At 45.2% G+C, this 24476-nt stretch carries 25 protein-coding genes; 12 read left to right on the top strand and 13 right to left on the bottom strand.

Annotated elements, in window-relative coordinates:
• Window positions 1–4: 4 nt before the first annotated feature.
• Together H3S82_RS01940 and H3S82_RS01935 are read right to left on the bottom strand one after the other, a co-directional pair.
• Window positions 5–1603 (bottom strand): DNA polymerase Y family protein, encoded by a 1599-nt coding sequence (locus tag H3S82_RS01940; protein WP_198232499.1) that lies wholly within the window; start codon window positions 1601–1603, stop codon window positions 5–7.
• Window positions 1491–2312, bottom strand: a complete 822-nt coding sequence (locus H3S82_RS01935; protein WP_198232498.1) for an ImuA family protein — start codon at window positions 2310–2312, stop codon at window positions 1491–1493. The genes H3S82_RS01940 and H3S82_RS01935 overlap by 113 nt, the downstream gene beginning before the upstream one ends.
• Window positions 2313–2556: 244 nt before the next feature.
• On the opposite strand from H3S82_RS01935, the gene H3S82_RS01930 reads away from it, so the two are divergent.
• The 4 genes from H3S82_RS01930 to H3S82_RS01915 all read left to right on the top strand — a co-directional run bounded on the left by H3S82_RS01930 (window position 2557) and on the right by H3S82_RS01915 (window position 5461).
• On the top strand, window positions 2557–2946 hold the full coding sequence (locus H3S82_RS01930) for a YkvA family protein (RefSeq protein ID WP_198232497.1): 390 nt from the start codon (window positions 2557–2559) through the stop codon (window positions 2944–2946).
• A 179-nt stretch (window positions 2947–3125) separates the two neighbouring features.
• On the top strand, window positions 3126–3623 hold the full coding sequence (locus tag H3S82_RS01925) for an invasion associated locus B family protein (RefSeq protein WP_198232496.1): 498 nt from the start codon (window positions 3126–3128) through the stop codon (window positions 3621–3623).
• 150 nt (window positions 3624–3773) lie between these two features.
• The gene (gene rlmN, locus H3S82_RS01920) at window positions 3774–5003 is read left to right on the top strand and encodes a 23S rRNA (adenine(2503)-C(2))-methyltransferase RlmN (protein WP_198232495.1); all 1230 of its coding nucleotides are present in this window, start codon (window positions 3774–3776) and stop codon (window positions 5001–5003) included.
• Between the two features lie 26 nt (window positions 5004–5029).
• Entirely contained in the window at window positions 5030–5461 is a 432-nt protein-coding gene (locus tag H3S82_RS01915) for a hypothetical protein (protein ID WP_198232493.1), read from the top strand.
• Window positions 5462–5885: 424 nt separating this feature from the next.
• Here H3S82_RS01915 and H3S82_RS01910 read toward each other — a convergent pair whose 3' ends face one another.
• The 7 genes from H3S82_RS01910 to lptC form a co-directional block, all read right to left on the bottom strand.
• Window positions 5886–6515: a hypothetical protein gene (locus H3S82_RS01910; protein WP_198232491.1), complete on the bottom strand. Its 630-nt coding sequence runs from the start codon at window positions 6513–6515 to the stop codon at window positions 5886–5888.
• A 50-nt stretch (window positions 6516–6565) separates the two neighbouring features.
• Window positions 6566–7033, bottom strand: a complete 468-nt coding sequence (gene ptsN, locus H3S82_RS01905; protein WP_198225478.1) for a PTS IIA-like nitrogen regulatory protein PtsN — start codon at window positions 7031–7033, stop codon at window positions 6566–6568.
• 124 nt (window positions 7034–7157) lie between these two features.
• Entirely contained in the window at window positions 7158–7742 is a 585-nt protein-coding gene (gene hpf, locus H3S82_RS01900) for a ribosome hibernation-promoting factor, HPF/YfiA family (protein WP_077969828.1), read from the bottom strand.
• Window positions 7743–7895: 153 nt separating this feature from the next.
• Window positions 7896–9458, bottom strand: coding sequence for an RNA polymerase factor sigma-54 (rpoN, locus tag H3S82_RS01895; RefSeq protein ID WP_198232489.1), 1563 nt, complete (start codon window positions 9456–9458; stop codon window positions 7896–7898).
• 875 nt (window positions 9459–10333) lie between these two features.
• Window positions 10334–11071, bottom strand: a complete 738-nt coding sequence (lptB, locus tag H3S82_RS01890; RefSeq protein ID WP_149867498.1) for an LPS export ABC transporter ATP-binding protein — start codon at window positions 11069–11071, stop codon at window positions 10334–10336.
• A gap of 73 nt (window positions 11072–11144) precedes the next feature.
• Window positions 11145–11801 (bottom strand): LptA/OstA family protein, encoded by a 657-nt coding sequence (locus H3S82_RS01885; protein ID WP_198232487.1) that lies wholly within the window; start codon window positions 11799–11801, stop codon window positions 11145–11147.
• 56 nt (window positions 11802–11857) lie between these two features.
• Entirely contained in the window at window positions 11858–12505 is a 648-nt protein-coding gene (lptC, locus tag H3S82_RS01880) for an LPS export ABC transporter periplasmic protein LptC (protein WP_078038820.1), read from the bottom strand.
• 405 nt (window positions 12506–12910) lie between these two features.
• Here lptC and H3S82_RS01875 point away from each other — a divergent pair, with 405 nt between their 5' ends.
• From H3S82_RS01875 to H3S82_RS01850, 6 genes are all read left to right on the top strand, one after another.
• Entirely contained in the window at window positions 12911–13192 is a 282-nt protein-coding gene (locus tag H3S82_RS01875) for an integration host factor subunit beta (RefSeq protein WP_078040284.1), read from the top strand.
• Between the two features lie 4 nt (window positions 13193–13196).
• A complete protein-coding gene (locus H3S82_RS01870; RefSeq protein ID WP_198225482.1) occupies window positions 13197–13532 on the top strand; it encodes a lipopolysaccharide assembly protein LapA domain-containing protein in 336 nt (111 codons plus the stop codon).
• Window positions 13533–14220: 688 nt separating this feature from the next.
• Entirely contained in the window at window positions 14221–15150 is a 930-nt protein-coding gene (locus tag H3S82_RS01865) for an RsmD family RNA methyltransferase (RefSeq protein ID WP_198232527.1), read from the top strand.
• A gap of 1 nt (window position 15151) precedes the next feature.
• Window positions 15152–16003, top strand: coding sequence for an RNA methyltransferase (locus H3S82_RS01860; RefSeq protein WP_078038818.1), 852 nt, complete (start codon window positions 15152–15154; stop codon window positions 16001–16003).
• Complete coding sequence (lspA, locus tag H3S82_RS01855) at window positions 16000–16488, top strand: signal peptidase II (protein WP_198232483.1); 489 nt, start codon at window positions 16000–16002, stop codon at window positions 16486–16488. Before H3S82_RS01860 ends, lspA begins: the two co-directional genes overlap by 4 nt.
• A 671-nt stretch (window positions 16489–17159) precedes the next feature.
• Window positions 17160–17897: a hypothetical protein gene (locus H3S82_RS01850; protein WP_198232481.1), complete on the top strand. Its 738-nt coding sequence runs from the start codon at window positions 17160–17162 to the stop codon at window positions 17895–17897.
• Between the two features lie 256 nt (window positions 17898–18153).
• On the opposite strand, the gene H3S82_RS01845 is transcribed toward H3S82_RS01850, so the two are convergent.
• Window positions 18154–18978, bottom strand: a complete 825-nt coding sequence (locus tag H3S82_RS01845) for a transporter substrate-binding domain-containing protein (protein ID WP_149867383.1) — start codon at window positions 18976–18978, stop codon at window positions 18154–18156.
• A gap of 84 nt (window positions 18979–19062) precedes the next feature.
• Window positions 19063–19944: a LysR substrate-binding domain-containing protein gene (locus tag H3S82_RS01840; protein WP_198232479.1), complete on the bottom strand. Its 882-nt coding sequence runs from the start codon at window positions 19942–19944 to the stop codon at window positions 19063–19065.
• 104 nt (window positions 19945–20048) lie between these two features.
• Here H3S82_RS01840 and H3S82_RS01835 point away from each other — a divergent pair, with 104 nt between their 5' ends.
• Entirely contained in the window at window positions 20049–21065 is a 1017-nt protein-coding gene (locus H3S82_RS01835) for a YeiH family protein (protein WP_198232477.1), read from the top strand.
• A gap of 95 nt (window positions 21066–21160) precedes the next feature.
• On the opposite strand, the gene hslU is transcribed toward H3S82_RS01835, so the two are convergent.
• Complete coding sequence (hslU, locus tag H3S82_RS01830) at window positions 21161–22471, bottom strand: ATP-dependent protease ATPase subunit HslU (RefSeq protein WP_075915317.1); 1311 nt, start codon at window positions 22469–22471, stop codon at window positions 21161–21163.
• Window positions 22472–22550: 79 nt separating this feature from the next.
• On the bottom strand, window positions 22551–23108 hold the full coding sequence (gene hslV, locus H3S82_RS01825) for an ATP-dependent protease subunit HslV (protein WP_075869579.1): 558 nt from the start codon (window positions 23106–23108) through the stop codon (window positions 22551–22553).
• 264 nt (window positions 23109–23372) lie between these two features.
• Between hslV and H3S82_RS01820 the strand changes: the two genes are divergently transcribed.
• Window positions 23373–24380, top strand: a complete 1008-nt coding sequence (locus tag H3S82_RS01820; protein ID WP_198237150.1) for an asparaginase — start codon at window positions 23373–23375, stop codon at window positions 24378–24380.
• The last annotated feature ends 96 nt before the right edge of the window (window positions 24381–24476 follow it).

The following is a 24476-nucleotide window of genomic DNA, read 5'->3' as shown; positions in this document are numbered from 1 at the left end:
GATTTCAGGCAAATAAGCCATGTAGAAACCATTTTGTTTTCGGATATTCGCCATAACGGAATATCCAGAAACGTTCGCCATTTTCATCTTCCACGCGATAATAATCACGATCAGGACCCGAATGTTTCCACCATTCCGCACTGATCCGTTCAGGCCCTTCGGCAAGGCGAATTTTATGGATAATCCGTCGCCAGCGAAAAGAAGCTGGCGGATCATCCGGCAAAGCAGCAATGACATCAATGGGCTGTGGCGGGCAAAAAAGCCTGATAGGCCGTTCGGGCGGATTGGGATGAAGAGAGGAAAATCCTTGTGCCTTCAATTGTGCATCCAAAGCTTTCAAAGCTTCAGTATGCGGTTTATGGTGCTGCGCTACCCCCCAAAAAGCTGCGTATTCGGGAATATGACTTTCTTTTGTACCGGCAACCAGAACATGATCTGCCCCTAAACGGGTTGACAGCCGATCAACCAGTTGCCCGATTTCTGCCGGTTCCAGATCATCATTGACAAGCTCTGCCTGAAGGGGACGAAGGGGAGCGGAACGGCTTACCGAAAGTGCCAATGTATCATAGCCATATCCCGCATCGAGCGGTGTTTTCAAGCTTTTCAGCCGTTCCTCGAGAAGCGACATGAATTGTACGGGGTCGCTCAAAGGGCGACCGGTCTCAATGCCTATCCGGTCAATATGTCCATCAACCCGATAAAGGATGATATTTATCATCAGACATCCCAGACCGAGTTTCGTTAAACGCTTGAAAAATTCTTTTGCCAGAACAAAAAACTGTTTTTCAACCATTGTTACATCAATCAATGGCTCTTCCAAACGTAATGACAAATAAAGGGACGGGGGCGGGTTTATGAATGAAAGCGGCTCCTGTCTTTTTCCATAAAGCGCATCAAGTCGGGCAGGCAAAACTTCGCCGAAGCGCGCAGCCAGTGCTTTTGGCGAAACCGCCTGAATATCTTTGAGACAATGGAATCCGGCACGGCGAAGTGCCATTTGGACATCCGGCTTTGCTTCAAGTGCCGGTAATTTCAACCTATCCAATGTTAAAACAAAATCTTCTTTTGTGACAAAACGGTTGACACCAAAACGGGCAAAAGCCCGCGCGGCTGCCGGTGTTATTGTCAGTGCCGAGAGTGTTTCAAGCCCCAGCCCCTTATAATAAGCGGTCACTTTTTCGAGCATTTTTTGTGGCCCCCCGAAAAGATGATCGCAGCCTGTCACATCAAGTATCAAACCAAAGGGAAGGCTATAGGCTACAAGTGGGGTAAACCGGCCGGCATTTCGGGCGAGATATTGAAGATAATCCTTGTCGGCCTCTTCTGCTTCATTGACTGTTTCTATTCTTTCACAAAGGCTGCGTGCATGAACCAGAGAAAGCCCCGGATAAAGGCCGGCATGTGTCGCCGCCTCATTGACATGAGCGAGCCTCAGTCCGTGGACAGAACGGCCAACCACTGCAAAAGGTTTTGTGAAATCCGGTGCTTTTTCAGGCGGCAAAACCGTCTTCAGACGGTCTATCGGCAGGCGAGGAAAAGCGAGTGCCAGATAGAGCCGGTCGTTTAAGCCGTATTTCTTGGGGTTTTGTAAAAATCTGGTCATGGCTGTTCCATTGCATCAACCAATGTCCGGTATATCCGGCCCTATTTCGCAAAAGTGTGACATCGTAATTTGTTAGCCCCGGTGCTTTTGCACCCGAACTTTCAGAAGGCGCTGCTTTGACTTGCCAACGTGTAGCAGCATTGCTGTTTTTCAAAGCTTCTTTGCCAAGCACCAGAACAACCGGTGAATGTGCTTTTTCTGCTGCCAGATGCAAACGTCGGGTGGCTGTAAAATCAAGCGCCCGACAGGCACCCGAAAGGCTCAATAATAAACCGCCCACTCTGGACGTTGCCAATGCATCATCAGCCGCTTTCAAAACATCTTCGGCCTTTTGACAACGCACCAGAATAAATCGCGCCGGATCAAGCCCGAAAGCAGAAATTCCGACAGGATAAGGAATGCCATATTCTATTTCTGTACTTTCTTCTTCCAGCCAGATGAATGGGCAGTTTGCCTTTTCATTGCGCTTGAGAAGACCGAGAGAAAAACCGGTTGCACTATTCATGGCGGCAGGACCGGAAATAACTTCATGCAAGGCATAAGAGGGAAATGGACCAGCCGCAAAATCCACCTCTTCGTGACCGAGATAGAAATAGCCTTCAGGAAGGGAATGTTTTTCCTTGCCCTTTCTATTGTCATCCATAGAAAAAGCGACAGGTTTTCCTTCCATGCGGGCAACAAGGCGACGTAATTGGGCTATATCCGGCATAAAAGACTCACAACAATGTTCTTGTTTTGTTCCATTATGGAATCGAATATAAATCAGAGTCAAGTGGGAGATTTTATAAAAGAAACTGCCTCTTCAATTCTGAAATATCCTTTAAAAAATCAATTTCAGGATGCACATGAAAAGGATTCCTGAAACCGGAAACTTGTAAAATTATCACGACTTCCTACTTCTATCATTGTTAAAAAGCGTAGTTTGAGGACATTTCTGCGGACGGAATTTTAAGATGGATAAAACAACAATCGAAAAAATTTTGAAGCCCGAATCAGAAGAAACGCAAAAAAGTCGTGCTGCAAAAGTACGGGCGGCTTTCTGGAAAACAGTTCGTAAAGCGGCAGGACACATTCCCTTTATGGAAGATGTCGTTGCCAGTTATTACTGCGCATTTGACCCTCAAACACCGACACGTGTACGCGGCATTCTTCTTGCGGCACTCGCCTATTTTGTAATGCCTTTCGATCTTATCCCCGATATGTTGGCTGTAATCGGTTTCACCGACGATATCGCAGTTCTTACAATTGCGATCTCGGCAGTGCGCGCCCACATCACCGACGCACATTATCAGGCTGCACGAAAAGCTCTGGAAAAGGCCCCGATTGAAACGCCAAAAAAATAGTTTTTCATTAAAATTGTAATTTCCGGACAAAACTTCACTTTTTGGTAACCATAAACTAGTCAAAATTGCATGTAACACTGAAAGCATGTTGTGAGAATGATATGCTGATTTTTGAAAAATCGCCGGTTTGAAGCCATCCGGCTTTGCCAATAGAAAACAAAAAGTGAGCTGAGTATACGATGTTTGGAAAAATTTTTGTTGCTGCGTCTGTCTTGATTATGGGAGTTGCCGGAACTGCTTCGGCACAGACACCTACACGCATCAACCAATTTGATGCATGGGGTGCCTATTCCTATAAATCAGGAAACAGTACAGTATGTTATGTGCTTTCCGCCCCGATTACTGCAGAACCCAAATCGGTCAACCATGGCGATAATTATTTCCTCGTCAGCAAACGTGCAGGCAATCCGGTTACTTATGAGCCGCAATTCATGGCAGGTTATGCCCTGAAGGACAAAGTTACGGTTTCTGTCGATGGCAAAAATTTCGAATTCTTTACCAAGGATTCCTCTGCCTGGGCAGCATCACCGGCAGCAGAGAACCAACTTGTTGCAGCCATGAAAAGCGGTTCCAATCTTTCTGTCAAAGCTGTTTCCCAGCGCGGAACAAATACAAGCTATACCTATTCCTTGAAGGGAATTACCGCAGCACTCAACGCTGCACAGAAATGCAAATAATACGAATTTTTCAATTTTTACCCGTTTCGGCACTGCATCATGATATTGTCATGGTGCAGTGCTCGTTTTATGGCACATAAGTGTGGTGACGTTGGCTTGCTTTTATGCTAAATCCGCCAAGACAGAACTTTATTCAGAGCTTTGGAAACTATGAGCGTATCCTACGATCTTAGACCTATTCGCGCGACTTCGCTTTTGCGCCCTGCCAGAATGGATGAAACAAAAGCATCCCTGATCGGCTTGTCGCGCGCCGAAATGGCAAGCGCGCTACAGGAGATAGGCGTACCGGAACGTCAGACACGTATGCGTGTTAGCCAGCTTTGGCATTGGCTTTATGTACGCGGTGTTTCAAACTTCGACGACATGTTCAATATTTCCAAGGACATGCGTGAAAAAATGAAAAAGCATTTTTCCATTGCCCGTCCGGAAATTGTCGAAGAACAGATTTCTAACGATGGTACGCGTAAATGGTTGTTGCGCTTTCCTTCGCGTGGCGCCGGAAAACCTGTCGAAGTTGAAATGGTTTACATTCCCGAAGAGGGGCGTGGCACTTTGTGCATGTCCTCACAAGTGGGATGCACTTTGACATGTTCGTTCTGCCATACCGGCACCCAAAAACTGGTTCGTAACCTCACGGCTGAAGAAATCCTCGGCCAATTGCTGATAGCGCGCGACCGGCTCGGTGATTTTCCGGATAAAGACACGCCAGATGGTGCCATTGTACCGGCAGAGGGGCGCAAAATTACCAATATCGTTATGATGGGAATGGGCGAACCGCTCTATAATTTCGAGGCCGTCAAAAAGGCACTGCTTATTGCTTCGGATGGTGAAGGGTTGTCGCTTTCAAAACGCCGTATCACTTTGTCGACATCCGGCGTTGTACCGGGGATTTTCAAAACCGGTGAAGAAATCGGCGTGATGCTTGCCATATCGCTTCACGCAGTTCGCGACGAATTGCGCGATATATTGGTTCCCATCAATAAAAAATATCCTTTGGCGGAATTGCTTGACGCATGCCGTGCTTATCCGGGACTATCAAATGCAAAGCGGATAACATTTGAATATGTCATGCTCAAGGATGTGAATGACAGCCTTGACGATGCCAGAGGTTTGATCAAACTTCTGAAAGGCATACCTGCAAAAATCAACCTTATTCCTTTCAATCCCTGGCCGGGAAGCAATTACCAGTGCTCCGATTGGGAACAAATTGAACGGTTTGCCGATTTGATTAATCAGGCCGGTTATGCTTCACCGATAAGGACGCCGCGCGGACGGGACATTCTTGCCGCTTGCGGGCAACTCAAATCACAATCGGAACGTTTAAGAAAATCGGAACGGTTAAAACTTGAAGCCATGATGATTGCCGGACATGGCGACTGAAAATGGTGGCTCGAATAGGAAGTGACATGAAAAGTATTACTGCATTTCACATTACATGGATTTTAGTCGGTTGTATCTTTGCCGAAGCCGCATTTATGATTGTGCAAATCGGATTAACGGTATTACTCCTCGAACATGACATAACATTACATGATTTAGTGTCACCGAATAATCCGCTTTACGATGTTCCGCCGCATTTCATGATTGTGGGCGTTGTCTTTATTCTGGCGATTATTTATGGCGAACACCGGCATTTCTATAAGATGCATTATTATCTATTGGCTGCCGTTATCGCTGCTATCCTTTATTTCATTTCCCTGTGGGCAACTGGAACGGCGCTCTCTTTCGGTGAAACTGTCATCAATCTCATCGCTGCTCTTGTTTCCGGCGGGGTTTACTGGTGCATCACACCGCGTCGCTATAATCGCCGCTCATTGGCAAGCCTCAAAAACAACTAGGCTTCGCAAATACACTTATGTGACCGGGTTTGCAAAATATGCATACCCGGTTTTTTAGTCTTGATTGTCCTGCTTTATAGCGCCGGAATTTTTATTTTTCCGATTGGCAAATTTATTTTTTGTGAAACACGCTCGATATATTTTTCCAAGAATGGACTTTTTTAAACCTGAAAACTACCCTTTGAGCCTGAGGATTACCCGACACAATGCCAACCGATACCATGTTTTGTTGCGTCCTGATGTTCCGGGCATATCCCCCAAGCGGCTAAAACTTTTTAGCTTTAAAAATTGAAACATATCTCTTCGTGATACCATTTCAAAAAATTTTTAAGCGGCTTTTTTTTAAGCTCTGTTATTTGGAGCTAAGCGAAAAACGTAAGACCTGCCAAAAGCCTTGAAACTGGAGGCAAGTTTTGAAACCGGATCACGAAAATTGATATCCGCGAGCCAATAGCCGCTGATGGCGTTCGGCCAGCCGGTCTTTCATCTTTCCGTCTCTGACCATCTGGCGCAGCTTTTCAATGCGTTTATGCCGTAATTTTGGCGAAGCACGACGCACCATTGGCCATAAAATCCAAGGCAAAGCAAAGATATGGAACATTGCAAAAACAATGATTGTTGCGACTTTCGAGGCCATAAGATAGTGCCCGCGCGAGCGCAGAATATGATAGGGAATAGAGGCACAGATGCCAACAATAACTGCCCACAGGGCGGGTATAAGAATGGCCAGAAGAAATACGCCGAAATTTCCGAGATTAATGAAAAATGTCAGGTTCCACGCATGAATAATCCAGTTTGATAAACCGAGGAGACCGACCAATAATGCGCCATAAATGAAAAAAACAAACATAATGAGGAAAGTAAGCGGAGCGGCGATGCCCGGCTCACGAAAGCGATCATCATTCTGATGGGCCAAAGAGGTCATTATTTTATCCTGCCATTGAAATTGCCTGACAACAAAACACAAATCCGGCGATGTGAGCCTATCAGCCACTTCTTTACCGGTCAACTCACGATAATTGGCAAAAGCTTTGCATATAAAATTTTCAGACAAAAAGAATAAAATGCCCGCATGAAAAGTTCATGCGGGCGCAAGCCGTTATATTACGCGGCGTTCGAGGCGGCCGGATGCTGTGTCAAAAAAGTATGGATGGCAACCGCATCACGCGTATTGCGTAATTTTTGTACCATATCATTATCACGCAAAACGCGGGCAATTCTCGAAAGTGCCTTCAAATGATCGGCACCCGCGCTTTCAGGAACCAGAAGCAAGAAAACCAGATCAACCGGTTCATCGTCAAGCGCTTCGAAATCGACCGGCGTTTCAAGGCGGGCAAAAACACCGACAATGTGGTCGATATTGGCAAGCTTGCTATGAGGAATGGCAATACCATTGCCAACGCCGGTCGAACCGAGTTTTTCACGTTGAAGTACCGTATCAAGCACTGTTCGCTCGTCAAGGCCTGTCAGAGAGGCTGCTTTTTCCGCCATAATTTGCAAAACCTGTTTTTTGGAATTTGCCTTAAGGGCAGGAATAACCGCTTCCGGTGCAATCAAATCACTAAGATCCATGTGGTTTCCTTTTTTCCATCCCGAATTCTTTCTCAAGCTCGCGACATCGAGCCAAGAACATCGAGGGTCTGGATAATCCCTTTTCCTCATAATTTGAAAAAACGGGGAAAAGGAATTTCCTTATTCAGGCTTTATTAGTAATGGATGAGGGGTCGATCCAGCCGATATTTCCATCAGCCCGCCGGTAGACAATATTGATTTTTCCATCAACCGCATTGCGGAACACCAACACCGGATTATCCATCAAATCAAGTTCGACAACAGCATTGGCGACAGACATATCGCGCAATGTCATCGACGTTTCTGCAACGATTGTCGGGGCATAATCTTCCGGCAAGCCTTCATCTTCATCGGGCACCGGCTCCATAATGTGATAGGCATATTCGGCAAAAGCGGTATTATCATTCTGCTTGTTGCTGCGTGATTTCAAACGCCGTTTATAACGACGAAGGCGCGTCTCCAGACGTTCTGCTGCAGCATCGAAAGCGCCTTGAGGATCTTGCGCCTGACCCGTTGTCTGTAACACCGCGCCAGAACTCAAATGCAATACGCATTCAGCTGAAAAACGCGAACCGGATTTGACAACAGTAACATGTCCTGTGACACCACCGGCAAAATATTTTGAAATCGCATCATTGATACGGTCTTCAATCCGCGTACGGAAAGCTTCACCAATATCCATATGCTTTCCTGAAATGCGCAAGCTCATTATAAACCTCGTTCATAATTCGTGATCTCCGCAGTTTAACGACATCTTCAAGCGGAAGCAACTCAAAGCGTGTCTTTTCCTGAAAAGACCGGATTACTGACTTTTTAAAGCCGGCTTCTAGTCATTTATCAACAATAAGTCAATCGGCAAAAATCAATCTGTAGTTGTGTAAATCTGGCGTTTCTTTTCTCTACGCCGCAATACTGAAGATGAAATATTCATCATTTCTCTATATTTGGCTACGGTGCGACGAGCTATATCGATATTCTCTTTTTTGAGCAATTGGACAAGTGTATCATCGGAAAGCACATGATCGGCAGTTTCGCTGTCGATCAATTTGCGAATACGCTGACGTACCGCTTCGGTTGCATACTGTTCCCCGCCATCTGTGGATTGCAGAGCCGCTGAAAAAAAGCTGCGCATTTCGAAAGTGCCTCGCGGAGTTGCCACATATTTATTGGCAGTTACCCGACTTATAGTCGATTCATGCATGTGAACCGCTTCGGCTACTGTTGCCAGCGTGAGAGGTTTCAAAAAAGAAATGCCCCGACGCAAAAATTCTTGCTGGTGGCGGGCAATTTCTGCACTGACTGTGATGAGTGTGCGTTCACGCTGATCGAGTGCTTTGAGCAACCAGTTGGCATTCTGGTAGCAATTACTGATGAAACTGCGATCAACATTGTCCTTGCCGATTTTGACGACATAATCGCGATGAATAACAAGTTTTGGCAATACCTCGCGATTGAGTTCAACGGTAAATTCTCCATTCGGATTCTCGGAAATAATCACATCAGGCACGACAGGGATTGGTGTCGATGCGCTATAAGCTGTCCCCGGTTTGGGATCGAGGCTGCGAATCTCGTTCAATATATCGACTACTTCGCTTTCTTCGAGACCGGAAAGTCTGGAAAGCGTGACAAAATCACGTTTGGCCAAAAGCGGGAGATTATCAAGTATGACACTGATTGCCGGATCAAGCCGGTTTTGCCGTTCAAGTTGCAATGACAAACATTCGCAAAGTGAGGTGGCAAATATGCCCGGCGGGTCGAGCTGCTGTAAACGTTTCAGAATATTGTGAACCAATGTTTTTGAAACTGACAATTCATCTGCGACTTTATCAACCGAACCGGTAAAATACCCCGCTTCATCAAGTTCGGAAGAAAGGTAGCAAGCAATATCGTGCTCCTCTTTATTTTTGAACGCAAAACCAATTTGCTCGGCAACAAAATCCTGCAAGCCAGGTTTATATGCAACCGTTTCAACAACATTCACATCTTCGATTGGCGAAGATCCTATGAAAGATGTCGTCCAATCGGACGAATATTCTTTTTTACCAAAATATTCGGACGAAGATTTTTGCGAAAAGACAGCCTCGTCGCCTCCGTCGAACATATTGGATAATGTTTCCGGATCAGGTGTCTCATAGAGATTTTGATTGCTATCGATATTTTGCTCGAAATTTTCAGACGCGCCTGAGGAATTGTCGAGCACATTATTGGTTAGAGCGTCACTATTGGTATCGGTTTCGTTATCGATTTTTCCTGTAATCTCTTGTCCATTTTGACGCTCAAGCAAAGGATTTTTTTCCAACGCCTCCTCGATAAAATGTTCAAGTTCTGCAGCAGTCATCTGAAGAAGCTTGATCGACTGCATCAACTGGGGAGTCATCACCAGTGATTGTGACTGACGAAGCTCAAAAGATGGTGACAGTGCCATAAACCTTATTCCTCCCCAATGGACCCCACGCGAAACGGCCAATGAACATCACACAAAACGAACCGGTTTTTGTAACCTCGGTCGTTTAATTTGTTAAAATTCTTCTGTTCAACGAAAATGGTATGATCCTTGCTTGTCAACTAAAAAATGAGAAAAATAACAAGCTTCAATCCTTGTCCGCGATTTCAGACTATCCAAGTCGGCGCAGAAAACTAAAATTATATGGCTTTCCCGAACCGCTTCCTGATGATCTAGTTTTCCAATTTTTCAGGAAAAAACAGCCCGATAAAGAGGTTTTCGGGACGCTTGTTTTTCTGTTATATGGCGATCTTTAAAAAGCTATCCAAACACTTACACAGCGCGTTATGATAAAGCTAATAAGCGGTTTTTAAAAAAATTCCACGGCAATTCTTTTCCTCCCGACTTTTAACCTTTATCGGCAACAAAACGCTTTTCATTGTTTTACTTAGGAAGAACCGGCAAAAAGCCCTCTATATCCGGATCATCAATTCAGATAAATTCTTGGCCGATATCATTTTATCCAAATGCCGGAAGCAACCGCCTATATCTTCATGTTTCTCCAATATGCGGTCGCCTCGTTTCAAAAGCTCTATATTGGAAAATCGCCCCCCGGAATTCGTCAACCTTCCAGAAAATGCGCTTTTTACGATAGTCTTTGAAATAACAAAAACCGGCCACCCCATTTATATTGTGTTGCAGGCTTAATATCCGTGTTTCTCTGCTCACAATTTTTATTTTCGCAAAATAACGTACCACAGACCGACAATAGCTTTACCCAATCGTGAGCCGGTCCGGTCAATCTGTCAAAAAGCACGAAATTTTATATCGGGTTGAGGTTGCACGCGATATAAAGATTATAGCGAGAATTGGTCGCCTAGATAAAGGCGGCGTACATCCGCGTTGGTGACAATATCATCCGGCTGCCCGTGGGTTAAAACCTGACCATCGTGGATAATATAGGCGCGGTCGACAAGCCCCAATGTTTCACGAACATTATGATCGGTTACCAAGACCCCGATACCACGACTTTTCAAATGGCGTACCAATTGCTGAATGTCGGCAATAGCAATCGGATCAATACCGGCAAAAGGTTCGTCAAGCAGCATAAAATTGGGACGTGAAGCAAGTGCACGGGCAATTTCCAAACGCCGTCTTTCGCCGCCTGAAAGCGCTAAAGACGGACTTTTGCGCAAATGCGCAATCTTGAATTCATCAAGAAGCGCGTCAAGCTCTTCTGCACGTTTCTTTCGGTCTTTTTCGACCACTTCCAAAACCGCTTTAATGTTGTCTTCCACCGAAAGCCCCCGAAAAATGGAAGCTTCTTGCGGCAAATAACCGATGCCCAAACGTGAACGGCGATACATTGGCATATCCGTCACATCAAAACCGTCAATCTCGATGCTACCGCTATCAACCTCGACGAGTCCGGTCACCATATAGAAACATGTCGTTTTACCGGCCCCGTTCGGACCGAGAATACCGACAATCTCTCCTGCACGCACCCCGAAAGACACACCCTTGACAACTTTGCGCCCACGATATGTTTTCGTTAAATCGCGAGCAGCCAGTGTCCCTTTGAGGCGTTCCTTCAGATTGTTGCCCGAACTTTCTCCATAGGCGATCTGTTCAAAAGCCACTTGCGAATCACTTTGTGACATAAAACGCTCATTTTCCGTTTTGTTCGTTACGATTCATAATGATCGAAACACGACCATTCTGTCCCGCTGATTTACAGCTTTCAAGGAAAGCTTTCCCAGTATCCATATGGGCGGTCAATTTACAACCGGTCGCCACATTGTCACCATCTGCCAAAATGACGCGTTTTCCCGTCAAAACCATCAGCTTCGATTTACCATCGAAAACACCTTCATCACCGGTTGCAACCTGTGTTGCTGTTTTGATGTAAACCTTTCCCGAGGCTTCCATTTTTTCGACACCTGTCGAGCCGAGACCTCCAGCACCTGCTGCTGCCGGTTTTGCCGAAGCATTTTGGTTGGCGTCGGTTTCTTTATCTTTCCCCTCGTTGGTTTTATCTTTCTTGCCATCTTCAGGGGCCTTGGCATAATGCACGATCAGTTTTGAGGTTCGCAAAATACGGTCGCCCTGAACAACAGAAACATTGCCGCTGAAAATAGCGACACCTTCTTTATCGCGCATTTCAAGATTATCGGCATTGAGTTCGACAGGCTCTTTTCCACCTGAAAGATTGACACCGAAATTTGTTTGTTGTGCCAATGACGGCGTCTGTCCGAGGCTCATGAAAGCCAATCCCGTTGCCATGACTGCACCAAGGTGAGAAAAGTACTGCTTTAAAGGCTTCATTTTAAAATCCTCAAATAAACCGACACCGCTTTTTTAAAAGACAAGCATTTTATTCCTTATTGCGCATTTGCATTGTCGATGACAAGACTGACACCGCGATTAAAGAATAACACTTGTCCATTATCACGTATTTGTAAACCGTTTGCCTTCAAATGTTGTCCACCGCGAACAATATCAACCGGCTGGTCGGTACTCAATTGGCTTGTCGACAAATTCACGTCGGCTGAATCGAGTTTGGCAACCATCCCGTCATTTGTTTTGATTTCGAACGGCTTATCAAATTGCAAGCGTCCGTTAACATTATCATAAAACGCGCCGATTGCATTGACGGCAGCTTCGCCACGTTGCCCGAGAGGAAGAGTGGCAATAATCTGTTGCAATTCTATCATGCCCGGATGACGGGGATCTTGAATGGCCTTGTTGGCTTTTAATGAATAAGGCTTGTTGTCCGATGTATAGCCTTCAAGCTTGGGGTCTGTCATTGTCAACTGCCCGTTGCTTCCCTGATCATTGTTTAAAATAACCAAATCAGTTGTGCCGGGGGTTGCAAAAAATGTGAACCATGAGAAAACCAGCGCAATAACAATTGCAATGACGGGCAGCAGAAATTTCAATATATGAACACGTACCGAATGACGCCGAGCAGCATCGAAAACAGCATCGGATTTATAACTCGCTGAAAAAATTTCCGAACTGTCGTCCATTATACCCCTAAAAATTTTTGCCCATTTTCGCGACAATAACCGCCATGGGGAAGTTCCATATACCAGTTCAATATTTAGAGCAATTCTCAACGCTATTCAACATTTGCCGGATTTGATCGATTTTGTATGATTAACCGGAGGAAAAAGCTGGTAACACACTTATTTCTATGATTTTTATATGATTACGCTTATTTTTTAACTAAAGAGCGTTGACGAAATGCGATAGACAGACAATAAACTATCACGTCAATTATATTTTGTAATGTTTAAGGACAACTGGCAGAATTTTTAAACGGGAAGTTAAAATACCTGCCAGTCATGGGACTATCGATCGGCGAATCGTCATTGGCCTTGGATTTTAAAAAGGGGCGATCGTCACTGCGCCGATCAAAATTGGAGGCTGTCTTGATTAAGTCGGAACTTGTACAGATTATCGCTAACCGCAATCCTCACCTTTTCCAACGGGATATCGAGAATATTGTCAGTGCTGTATTTGACGAAATATCCACGGCTCTGGCCGAAGGAAACAGGGTAGAGCTGCGCGGATTTGGTGCGTTTTCTGTTAAAAATCGGCCGGCACGTTCCGGTCGCAATCCGCGCACGGGGGAATCTGTTTCGGTTGAAGAAAAATGGGTTCCGTTTTTCAAAACCGGCAAAGAATTAAGGGACCGCTTGAACAACGAGTGACATCATGACCCTAAAGCAGATCGTTAGTCTGATTATATTGATTCCGGTTGGCATTATCCTGATTGCTTTTATCATTGCCAATCGGGCGAGCGTTGCTTTAAGCCTCAATCCTTTTGATACAGCCGATACCAGCCTTGTCTACCATGCTCCGCTGTTTGTCTGGCTGTTTCTGGCACTTATAATCGGCATCATTATTGGCGGAATAACTGTCTGGTTTACCCAACATCGCTTTCGTAAAGCCCTGAAAGACACACAAACCGAACTGCAAGGGCTAAAAATGGATATGTCGAAAACACCGGATTTGACGAAAACAGATCTCACCGTTGTCGATCATTCCTGAATATCAAGCCCGCTGGCCAAGCAGAATTTTTTCACGCATCTTTCTTTTCTATTCATAGACTTTTTTTGAAAATTTTAACCAGCGCCCTTGAACAAAAATACGGCGATTAAAAGCCTTTGGCGGTTCAATAAGTTTATGCGCATATTTTATTGTTTTTTTCCTTGCTTTTTTGGGTCACCGTTATCTGTCGTTTTTGAATATTTGCGACACAAAAAATTTGCTTTTGCCGTTTTAATTTCAGCAAATTTTTGGAATTAACAGCTTATCTCCCGCATCTTGCAAGACTGCATAAACGAAAATTAAAAATAATGATCATGCTAAAATTTTATGCTCGTCGTGATAGTGGAACGCGTTGTCCATGAGCTAAATCCTTCTTTCGAAATGTGCAAGAAAACTATACCTTTTTGAAAAAGATGTTTTATAAACAAAGAACATCCTGAAACTTATTGGAAAACGCCCGATTGTGAAAGCACAACACCCAAAAGAAAAAAAACGCGGATTAAAAATATCGCGCAAAGGTGCTCCCTATAGTCCGAAAAAGGCCCTCGAAACAGGAGATAAGCCTGAAAGACGGAAAGCCGTGCGCGCCAATCATTCAGGAAAATTTTATAAAGCGCACACACCGGATAACGCGGTGCGATCAGTTAAAGAATTGCCGCGCGACGACAAGGGTGAAAACACAGTAGAAGTGAAAAGCCGCTTTTTACCTCGCCCGTCAGGAAAACGCCCCGAAGAAAAATTGCCAGTCATTCTCGAGACGGCAGCAAGCGAGAATTACGCATTGATTGACAGCGGTAACGGTCTGAAACTCGAGCGTTACGGAAATTTGCGTATTATCCGGCCTGAAGGGCAAGCTTTGTGGCAACCCGCATTAAGTGAAAAAGACTGGCAGGATGTCGATGCGATTTTCACCGGAAATACCGATGAAGAAGGCATGGGGCGCTGGAATTTTCCGAAACTTCCCCTTGGAGAGACATGGCCGCTTTCATGGGATGGAATGTCATTTCTCGGCCGCTTTACGTCATTTCGCCATGTCGGGGTCTTTCCCGAACAAGATGCCCATTGGCGTTTTATGGAAGAACTTATTAAAAAAGCAAACCGTCCGGTTAAGGTATTGAACCTTTTCGGCTATACCGGTCTTGCCTCGCTTATTGCGGCAAGAGCAGGAGCAGAAGTCACCCATGTCGACGCTTCCAAAAAAGCTATTTTATGGGCTAAAGAAAATCAGGAAGTTGCACATTTGACAGATCGCCCCATTCGCTGGATTTGTGACGATGCGATGAAATTTGTCGAACGTGAAGGGCGTCGCGGCAAACATTACGATATTGTTTTACTTGATCCGCCGGCTTATGGGCGCGGCCCCCATGGCGAGGTTTGGCAACTTTTCGATCATTTGCCCGAAATGGTCAAACGATGTCGCGCTATTTTATCTGATAATCCGATTGCCGTGATATTGACTGCCTATTCTATTCGTGCCTCATTTTTTGCAATCCACGAATTGATGCGTGACGAATTTACCGGTCTTGGCGGACTTATCGAATCGGGTGAACTTATTTTGCGTGAAGAAAAGGCAAAAAGGGCGCTTTCCACTTCTCTTTTTAGCCGCTGGATTTTTTAATATGACAACACAAAGACAACACGGTCAGGTTAAAGAAATTACTTCGCTTGCCAATCCGATCATCAAGGATATGAAATCCTTGTCGCTTAAAAAAAACCGTGATCGTGAAGGCGTTTTCATGGCCGAAGGGTTGAAGCTTATTATTGATGCTCTTGATCTTGGCTGGACAATACGCACACTTCTGTTTTCAAAAGCCGGTCTTGGCAATCCGTTGATTGAAAAAACGGCTGCCCGCACGAAAGCCGCTGGTGGTCTCATCATCGAAGCAAACCAGAAGGTCATGGAATCCGTAACACGGCGCGACAATCCGCAAATGGTGGTTGGTGTTTTCGAACAACGCTGGCATGACATGTCGACCTTTAACGCCAAGGGAGAGGATGTCTATGTTGCACTCGACCGCATTCGTGACCCCGGCAATCTCGGAACCATTATCCGCACAGCCGATGCGGTCGGGGCGAAGGGGCTGATACTCGTTGGCGATACAACCGACCCCTATTCCCTTGAAACGGTACGCGCAACCATGGGCTCGATTTTTGCGCTTCCGCTTTTTAAAATGAGCGCTGACGAGTTTTTAAAATGGCGCACCGGATTTCACGGTCAAATCATTGGTACACACTTGAAAGGTTCCGTTGACTACCGCACAATCGACTATAAAAAGGGACCTATCATTCTTTTTATGGGCAACGAGCAACAAGGCCTTCCGGATAATCTTGCCGATAGTTGCGATCAACTTGCCCGCATTCCGCAAGCGGGACGTGCTGATTCACTCAATCTTGCTGTGGCAACCGGTGTCATGCTTTATGAAATCCGCCGTCATAACTTGACACTTGATCCGCGCGAGGCTCGTTCATGAAGGCAAAATCCCTCTTCACACTTTTAGCGGGACTTGTTATCACAGTTGGTCTTGACCAATTGATCAAATATTGGGTGGTCAATACATTGGAAGTCGGGGAAGAGATCGACCTTTTGCCATTTCTTTCACTTTATCATGCCCGCAACCCCGGAATTGCGTTTTCCATGTTGTCATCAGTCTCCGATTGGGGCCTGATTGCATTGACGTTATGCATTATCTGTTTCGTTATCTGGTTATGGAAAAATGCAGGACCGGAAAAATCACTCTCGCGATTTGGCTTTCTTCTGGTGATCGGTGGAGCCATCGGCAATCTGATTGACCGCATACGTTTTCACTATGTCATAGATTACATTTCTTTCCATATCGACGGTGTTTTCTCCTTTGCCATTTTCAACCTTGCTGACAGTTTCATAACGGTCGGCGCTGTCCTGATCGTGCTCGATGAATTGCTGCACTGGAAACGGGAAAAGCAAAAAGCAAACTAGAATAACCGCAAGCCACTTGAAACATTCCCCGTTTATAAGCTCAAAAATTTAAAAGCCCGTCAGCATCTTTTCATCCATATTGTCTAAAGCTGAAAAATATTTTTGATTGCGCGTTTATCAAAATCATCCGCTCTCTTGTTTCAACTTCAACGAATAATTCTATATCGAGTCTATATTACGAGCGTCCTTGATCTGCCCGGATGTCTCGCGAAAGACAAAAATAGGTCGAAACGGGTGAGCGCTCTTTTCTCTAAAGCTTGTTGAAAAACTTCCGGTTCGTTAAACCCGTCTTTCCCAAATTCACTAATCCTGTCTTTCTAGAAAACGGTTACGACAAAACGATTTTGATCGGTCAACAGCCCCTATGAGAGACGAAAAAGGACAAAAAATCATATCCATTTTTGGCACATCCGCTCTCCGACATCTGTCTTTGCCTTTTTTTTGACAGAAATAAAATTGCGGTTCTTAACCGGCTAACCAATCTCAAGCTCTTATAAACATAGAAAAAAACCTATATTTACCAATTGTTAATCCTGTTTCAGGCCGATTGTGAATTGCCTTGAAAAAATCACTTTCCCGTCATTGTCATGCAATAAGAAAGTTCTAAATCGACAGCAGGACATGATGTTGGTTGCTTTTAAATCAACAACGCTTCAATGAGGAGCATTGAAATGACAGCTTGTGCAAGGACAGTTCTGAAAACATCGGGTAATGAAAATTGCGATAAGAGCGATTCTCTCTTGCTTGCAACATTCGGTTCTCTGGAAGCCCGCTTGCAGAGAATATCCGACAGCCTTGAAAAAACGGTTCCGGCAAAAGAAAATGTGCCGGATGACCGTGACGAATGGGTTATGGTTGTCAATGATAAAGCTGATCCGCAAAATCCTGTTGCACGTTGCTATATGACACTTACGAATGTTCTCGGTGCCAATCAAAATCTTGACGGAACAAGTCTCGGCGAAAGTTTTGAAGTCGAAGGCGGCCAGAATGCACCGGTATTTTTGACAATTGCTCCTTTTGAATGTTTTGACAAATCGAAGGCCCATCGTGCCCAAGGGCTTTTATGGCAGGCGATTTCGAACTTTTGCCTTCTCCGGAATGTCGATTACGTCATTGGAAGTCTGGCATTCGACAGCCGCTATCCTGCCGCTCATGCTTTGGAACTTTCCTATCTTTATCATTTTTGTCGCGCGCAATCAGGCGTTCATTTGCGTGCTGCCCATGGTGTGACCATGGATATTATGCCGGAAGAGGCCATCAAGCCCGATGAAGCATTTTCTTCGCTTCCGCCCATGCTGCGCTATTGCTTGCGTGTTGGAGCAAAAGTTGCCGATAATGCTGTGGTTGACCGTGCAAGCAATGAAACACGCGTATTTTTATTATTTCCAGCCAAAAAAATTGTTGGTTGAAACAACACCTATAAAAGACAGAAATGTTTTTTGCCCATAAACTAAAGTTCAAGAAACGGAGGCCGTAAAATGCTTCCGTTTTTTGACATTTTAGAGCTATTTAATATTCTTCTGTTTGCAGCAACTGCAACCGGCTAACTCTGTTGATTTATCGAGAAATTTAAAAAACACGTCAGACAACATGAGACCGTTTTGGTGAATGAACGGGATATCGTTCTTCGTCAGTTTACACCAATCTTATTCCGGCGAGCTATATTTAGTGGCTATGTTTGGTTGTGGCATGTTTTTTATCATGATGTCCAACATCATCTACCTTCAGCCAATGGGCGGAAATTGCATTATATTCGCCATTTTTCTGCATCAAATGCAACCATTGGTCGACATAAAGCTTCCAACTGATATCGCCCTTCGGAAGCATGTAGCCCTTCTCGAAAAATTCCAAAGGTTTATCCGGATTGACAGCACATAAAGTCGGATAATACCGTTTTTGATAAAGAGCTTCGGATGCATCGGTAATCATGACATCGGCTTTTTTGTCGACGAGATTTTTAAAAATCGTCGTATTGTCATGAAAAAGTTCGAGTTTTGCATTCGGCATATATTTTCTGACAAATGCCTCATTGGTTCCGCCGGCCGGTTCGATCGCACGAACAGTCTTGTGGTTGAGTGCACTTAACGTATTATATTTTTTAGCATCTTCACAGCGTACAAACGGAATTTTGCCATCCACTCCAAGTGGTTCCGACATATAAACCTGTTGTTGGCGGGCAAGCGAAATGGAAATTCCGCCCATTGCTATATCGCATTTGTCATCAAGGAAATCCGCCATCAGCGTTTTCCAGCTTGTTTGCACAAATTCTACCTCGGCACCAAGCGATTTGGCCAGAGAATGTGCCATGGAAATGTCGATGCCTTCGTAAGTGCCATCCGTTTTCAAAAAGCTATAAGGTTTATAGTCACCGGTGGTGCAAACGCGTAATGTTTTAATGTCAAGGACATCATTGAGTTTCGACGCATCGGCATGTGTCAGTGTTAAGAAAGAGCACCCCCAAAAAAGCATCATAAGAGTTTTCTTCATCATCGGTCCCATCCGGCAGTTCATTATTCGTCTGACTGTTTTCTTTCCCACATTGTTTTAACCTTATTGCTTGTCGGTTTAACCAAATCAGCCATCAAGCAAATCAATAAAAGCACCAACCGCTTTGGTTTTGAAGCGTTGCGGATTGAGTAACAGTAAAAAATCACGTTTTACCGATAAAAAATTCAACCTTTCAACAAGTCCTGCGGCAAGCGAAGCCGAAACCGCACGTTTTGAAATGGCAGTCAGAGCATTTGATGCCGCTACTGCCGAGAGCACCGCTTCATTCGATGGGAAAGTCTGCATCACTTCAAGATCTGCCAGGTCATAACCATGGTTTGAAAGTGCCTGCTCGAAAATGGCTCGTGTTCCCGAGCCCTTTTCACGCAAAATCCACGGAAACGCCGAAATATCTTTAAACTTCACCGACGGTTTATTCGTAAGAGGATGGTTTTTTGCGACAATAATGAACAATTCGTCATCAGCCACTTTTTGACGATGAAGACTTTCATTTTTTATAGTCCCTTCGGCAAAACCGATGTCTGTTACCCCCGATAGAACAGCATTTTCGACCTGTTCGGTGTTACCGATCGACATTTTGACAGTAATTGCCGGATATAAATTGCGAAATTTTGCAATGACCGGTGGCAAAAAATAATTGGCGATTGTCTGGCTCGCAAATAAACCGAGCGCTCCACGTTTAAGACCGCTAAATTCACGCAAAGTTGTTTCGGCAAGTTTGACTTGCGCCAATGTGTGGCGGCAATCTTCAACGAAGACAGAACCCGCATCGCTTAATTGGATACGTCGGCCAATGCGATTGAAAAGACGCACCTGATAATGTTCTTCAATCATATGGATGGCACTGGAAACGGCGGAAGGTGTCAATAAAAGGGCTTTGGCCGCTTCAGTCAAATGCTCGCGTTCGGCGACAGCCAGAAATATCCGCATCTGTTCAAATGTAATCATTGCCGTGCCAATGTTCGATTAAATCGAACAATTCATAACATATTTGAAAATTGATTACATGATTAAACCGCGCTAGCAGATTTTAAAAAAAAGGATATTTCAACATGGCTAGCCGAGTTCAGGCAATTTTCTTTCGTTTTGCACCGGGCATTATATTATGCGCGGTTATTTCGGCTGTTTCCATTGTTCTGGAAAAGATTGAAAAACTCATCTTCGGCGAGGCCTGGCTTGAAAGTCTGGTTCTTGCCATACTGATTGGCGCCATCATCCGGACAGTCAAAGGCATTCCATCCCAATATGCGGAAGGGGTGGGATTTTCAGCAAAAATTCTTCTTGAATGCGCGGTTCTATTATTGGGTGCAAGTATCAGTGTGAGCGCGGTCGTCGCTGCCGGTTTCGGATTACTTGTCGGTATTATCGTCATTGTGGCCTGTGTGATTGCCATAACCTATGCAATTGGCAGGTTTTTGGGCCTTGGCCCCCGTCTCGCCTTGCTCGTTGCCTGTGGCAATTCGATTTGTGGAAATTCGGCGATTGCCGCTGTCGCACCTGTTATCAAAGCCGAGGGGTCGGATGTGGCTTCATCAATCGCGTTTACAGCCGCACTCGGTATTGTTGTTATTCTGGTCTTGCCACTTGCAGTCCCGTTAGCGGGTTTAAGCTTTACGCAATACGGGGTTCTTGCCGGTATGACTGTTTATGCTGTGCCGCAAGTTTTGGCTGCGGCAGCACCTGTATCGCTTATCAGTGTACAGACAGCCACGCTTGTCAAACTTGTTCGTGTGTTGATGCTTGGGCCGGTGATATTCGTGATCGGCCTCATTTACGGGCTCGGTGCCAACACCAAACTCAAATTCAGCAAAATGGTGCCATGGTTCATTATCGGCTTCGTCATTCTTTTGCTTGCCAATTCCTGCGCTATCATTCCGCAATTGGCACTCGACGCCATGGCTTTTGTGGCAAAAATCCTGACCGTTATTTCAATGGCAGCTTTAGGGCTGGGTGTTGATATAAAGGCTTTGAAAAAATCCGGACCACGGGTTGTCCTGACAGCTTTCATATCCATCATCATTCTGGCGACCGCAAGTCTGACAATGATCTCGCTCCTTCAATTGTCATAAATGGCCGGTAGTGTCATACACAACGATATAGACAAAATAAAACAGCCCCGAAGGGCTGTTTCTGACAAAATATATGCAATCTGTTTATTTTGAAATTACAGAATAAACCGCGACAAATCGGCATTGGCTGCAAGGTCACCCACTGCTTTTTTGACATAAGCCGCATCAACCTTGAAGGTTGTGCCCGATTTATCAGGAGCTGTGAAGGAAATTTCGTCAAGAACGCGTTCCATCACTGTTTGCAGACGGCGGGCACCGATATTTTCTACAGTAGAGTTCAAATCCACTGCTATATCGGCCAGAGCATCAATGGCATCATCGGTAATTTCGAGCGTCACATTTTCAGTCGCCATCAAAGCGATATATTGCTTGATAAGACTGACTTCCGTTTCGGTAAGAATGCGGCGGAAATCTTCCCGTGTGAGCGCATTAAGTTCGACCCTGATTGGCAAACGCCCCTGAAGCTCAGGCAAGAGATCGGAAGGTTTCGAAACATGAAACGCACCGGAAGCGATAAACAGAATATGATCGGTTTTGATTTGACCATATTTGGTGGCAACGGTTGTTCCTTCAATCAAAGGTAACAGATCGCGCTGCACACCTTCACGCGAAACACCGGCACCGAGCCCGCCTTCACGCGCTGCGATCTTGTCGATCTCGTCGATAAAGACAATACCGTCATTTTCAGTGGAACGAAGCGCTTCCTGAATGATCTGATCCTGATCGAGAAGCTTGTCAGACTCATCTTCGATCAATGGTTTGAATGCATTTTTGACTGTGGTTTTCCGCGTCTTGGTGCGTCCACCCATCTTACCGAAAATATCGGACAAATTCATAATGCCCATTTGCGCGCCCGGCATACCGGGAATGTCGAAGGTGGGGGCACTATTCGGGCTGTTATCGGCAACCTCTATTTCAATTTCATTGTCATCAAGCTCGCCCTCACGCAATTTTTTGCGGAAACTGTCGCGCGTTGCAGGACTTGCGGTTTTGCCAACCAGCGCATCCAGAACACGTTCTTCTGCGTTGATATGGGCTTTGGCTTTCACCGCTTCACGTTTTTTTTCACGGACAAGATTGATGGCCACTTCAACAAGATCACGAATAATCTGTTCGACATCACGGCCGACATAGCCGACCTCTGTAAACTTGGTGGCTTCAACCTTGACAAAAGGTGAGCCGGCAAGTTTTGCAAGGCGGCGGGCAATTTCGGTCTTGCCGACACCGGTCGGCCCGATCATCAGAATATTTTTCGGCATCACTTCTTCGCGCATTTCGCCTTGAAGCTGCTGACGACGCCAGCGGTTACGCAATGCTATAGCAACGGCACGCTTGGCATCTTTTTGTCCGATAATAAAGCGATCAAGCTCGGAAACTATTTCGCGTGGGGAAAATACAGAACTCATCTAAAAGTGCTCTCTCTTTCGCACTTCCTGTCAGGTTTAATGCTCTTTCGACAGGAAGCGACATGGAAACATTCAATCATTATTCGGCATCAAGCGTTTCAACAATAAAGTTGCTATTGGTGTAAACGCAAATATCGGAAGCAATCTTCATGGCTTTGCGGGCAATTGTTTCGGCATCCATATCGGTGTCGATCAGTGCACGCGCTGCCGAAAGAGCAAAGTTGCCGCCCGAACCGATTGCCATAATGCCATCTTCAGGTTCAAGCACATCGCCGAGCCCTGTCAAAGCCAATGTTACATTTTTATCGGCCACCAGCATCATCGCTTCCAATTTACGCAAATAACGATCGGTGCGCCAATCCTTGGCAAGTTCAACACAGGCACGCATCAATTGGTCAGGATATTGCTCGAGCTTGGTTTCAAGCCGTTCAAGCAAGGTAAATGCGTCGGCTGTTGCACCGGCAAAACCGGCAATAACCGATCCGTTCTTGCCAATGCGGCGTACTTTTCTTGCATTACCCTTCATGATTGTCTGCCCCAATGTCACCTGTCCATCGCCGGCAATGACAACCTTATTGCCTTTACGAACTGTAATGATGGTCGTGCCATACATTGTATCGGGCTTATGTTCTGTCACAAGTAAACTCCTTTTATCCACACGCTCCATCCTCGTTAAAAGCAATGAAAAGCGGCTATACAGAGTGCATATTTAGGAATTCGCACATTAAAACTCAACCATATTGACCAAGACATTTTAAAAACCGTCCCGATTTTTAAAAAAACATTCATTTTTGAACAGAACCGCTCGATTATAACTTGTTATCAAAGCGCATTGTTGACTTGATCAAATGCTGCTAATGCTTGGCAAATTCGAACTCTCAAAGGAAAACAGAAAATGCCATTGCCGACAGTTGCTATTGGTGCATTGGGTGGCACAATTGCCATGGTTGCCGGAAAGTCCGGCGGAGTGGAGCCTGAACTTTCGGCCGACCAGCTCGCAAAATCAGTTCCCGGTATTTCCGAACTTGCTACAATACATGCCGAAACATTGGCAAAACTTCCAAGCGGTTCGCTTTCCTTCAAAGTGTTGTTTGAAGCTCTTGATTGGGCAAATAACCAGATTGATGAAGGTGCAAAAGCTGTCATTCTGACGCAAGGAACCGACACGCTTGAAGAATCAGCATTTCTCCTTTCACTTTATTGGCAAAAACCACAGCCGCTTGTTATTACCGGTGCTATGCGCGCACCAATGGCAGCCGGTGCTGACGGGCCAGCCAATCTTTTATCCTCTTTGCTCGTGGCAATAGATGAACAAAGCATTGGCCGCGGCGCTTTGGTGGTGATGAATGACGAAATCCATTCCCCCTATTTTGTAAGAAAAAGTCATTCGCTCAAAGTTGAAACTTTCAAATCAGGTTTAGTCGGCCCGCTTGGTGTGATTGTCGAGGAAAAACCGGTTTTCTTCCACTCTATCGATAAACGACCAAAACCGCTAAGCCGGCCGAAAACGCTTGATAAAAAAGTTGCGCTTGTCGAAGCCTGCCTTTCTTCAGGAGGAGATCATCTTGAACTCTTATTTTCAAGCGGCATTTATCAGGGCGTTGTGATTGCCGGTTTCGGCTCAGGCCATGTCAGTTTCGAGGAAGCCGATATTATTAAAAATTATGCGGGCACTCTGCCGGTTATTGTGGCAACACGGGCCTATAGCGGGCCAACGAGTGAGAGAACCTATGGCTATAAAGGTTCGGAAATTGATCTGATGAAAAACGGCGTGCTGATGGGCGGGTGGCTTTCGCCCTTAAAAGCGCGGCTGTTATTATGGGCTCTCCTTTCAGCCGGTTATGATAAAGAGGCAATTGAAAAAGAATGGGGTCACTGGCAAATCGGCGAGATAGTCAAAACTGTTTAAAGTCACAAAACCGATTGATTGATGAAAAAGACGTGAAAGCAATTGGATATTTTGCACGAATGATTTAACATATTTTACTTCAAAAGTGACGCTGGC

The organism is Bartonella sp. M0192 (assembly GCF_016102305.1).
Lineage (GTDB): Bacteria > Pseudomonadota > Alphaproteobacteria > Rhizobiales > Rhizobiaceae > Bartonella > Bartonella apihabitans.
The sequence above is the reverse complement of the archived record's forward strand: the minus strand, read 5'-3'. Positions and strand labels throughout refer to the sequence as shown.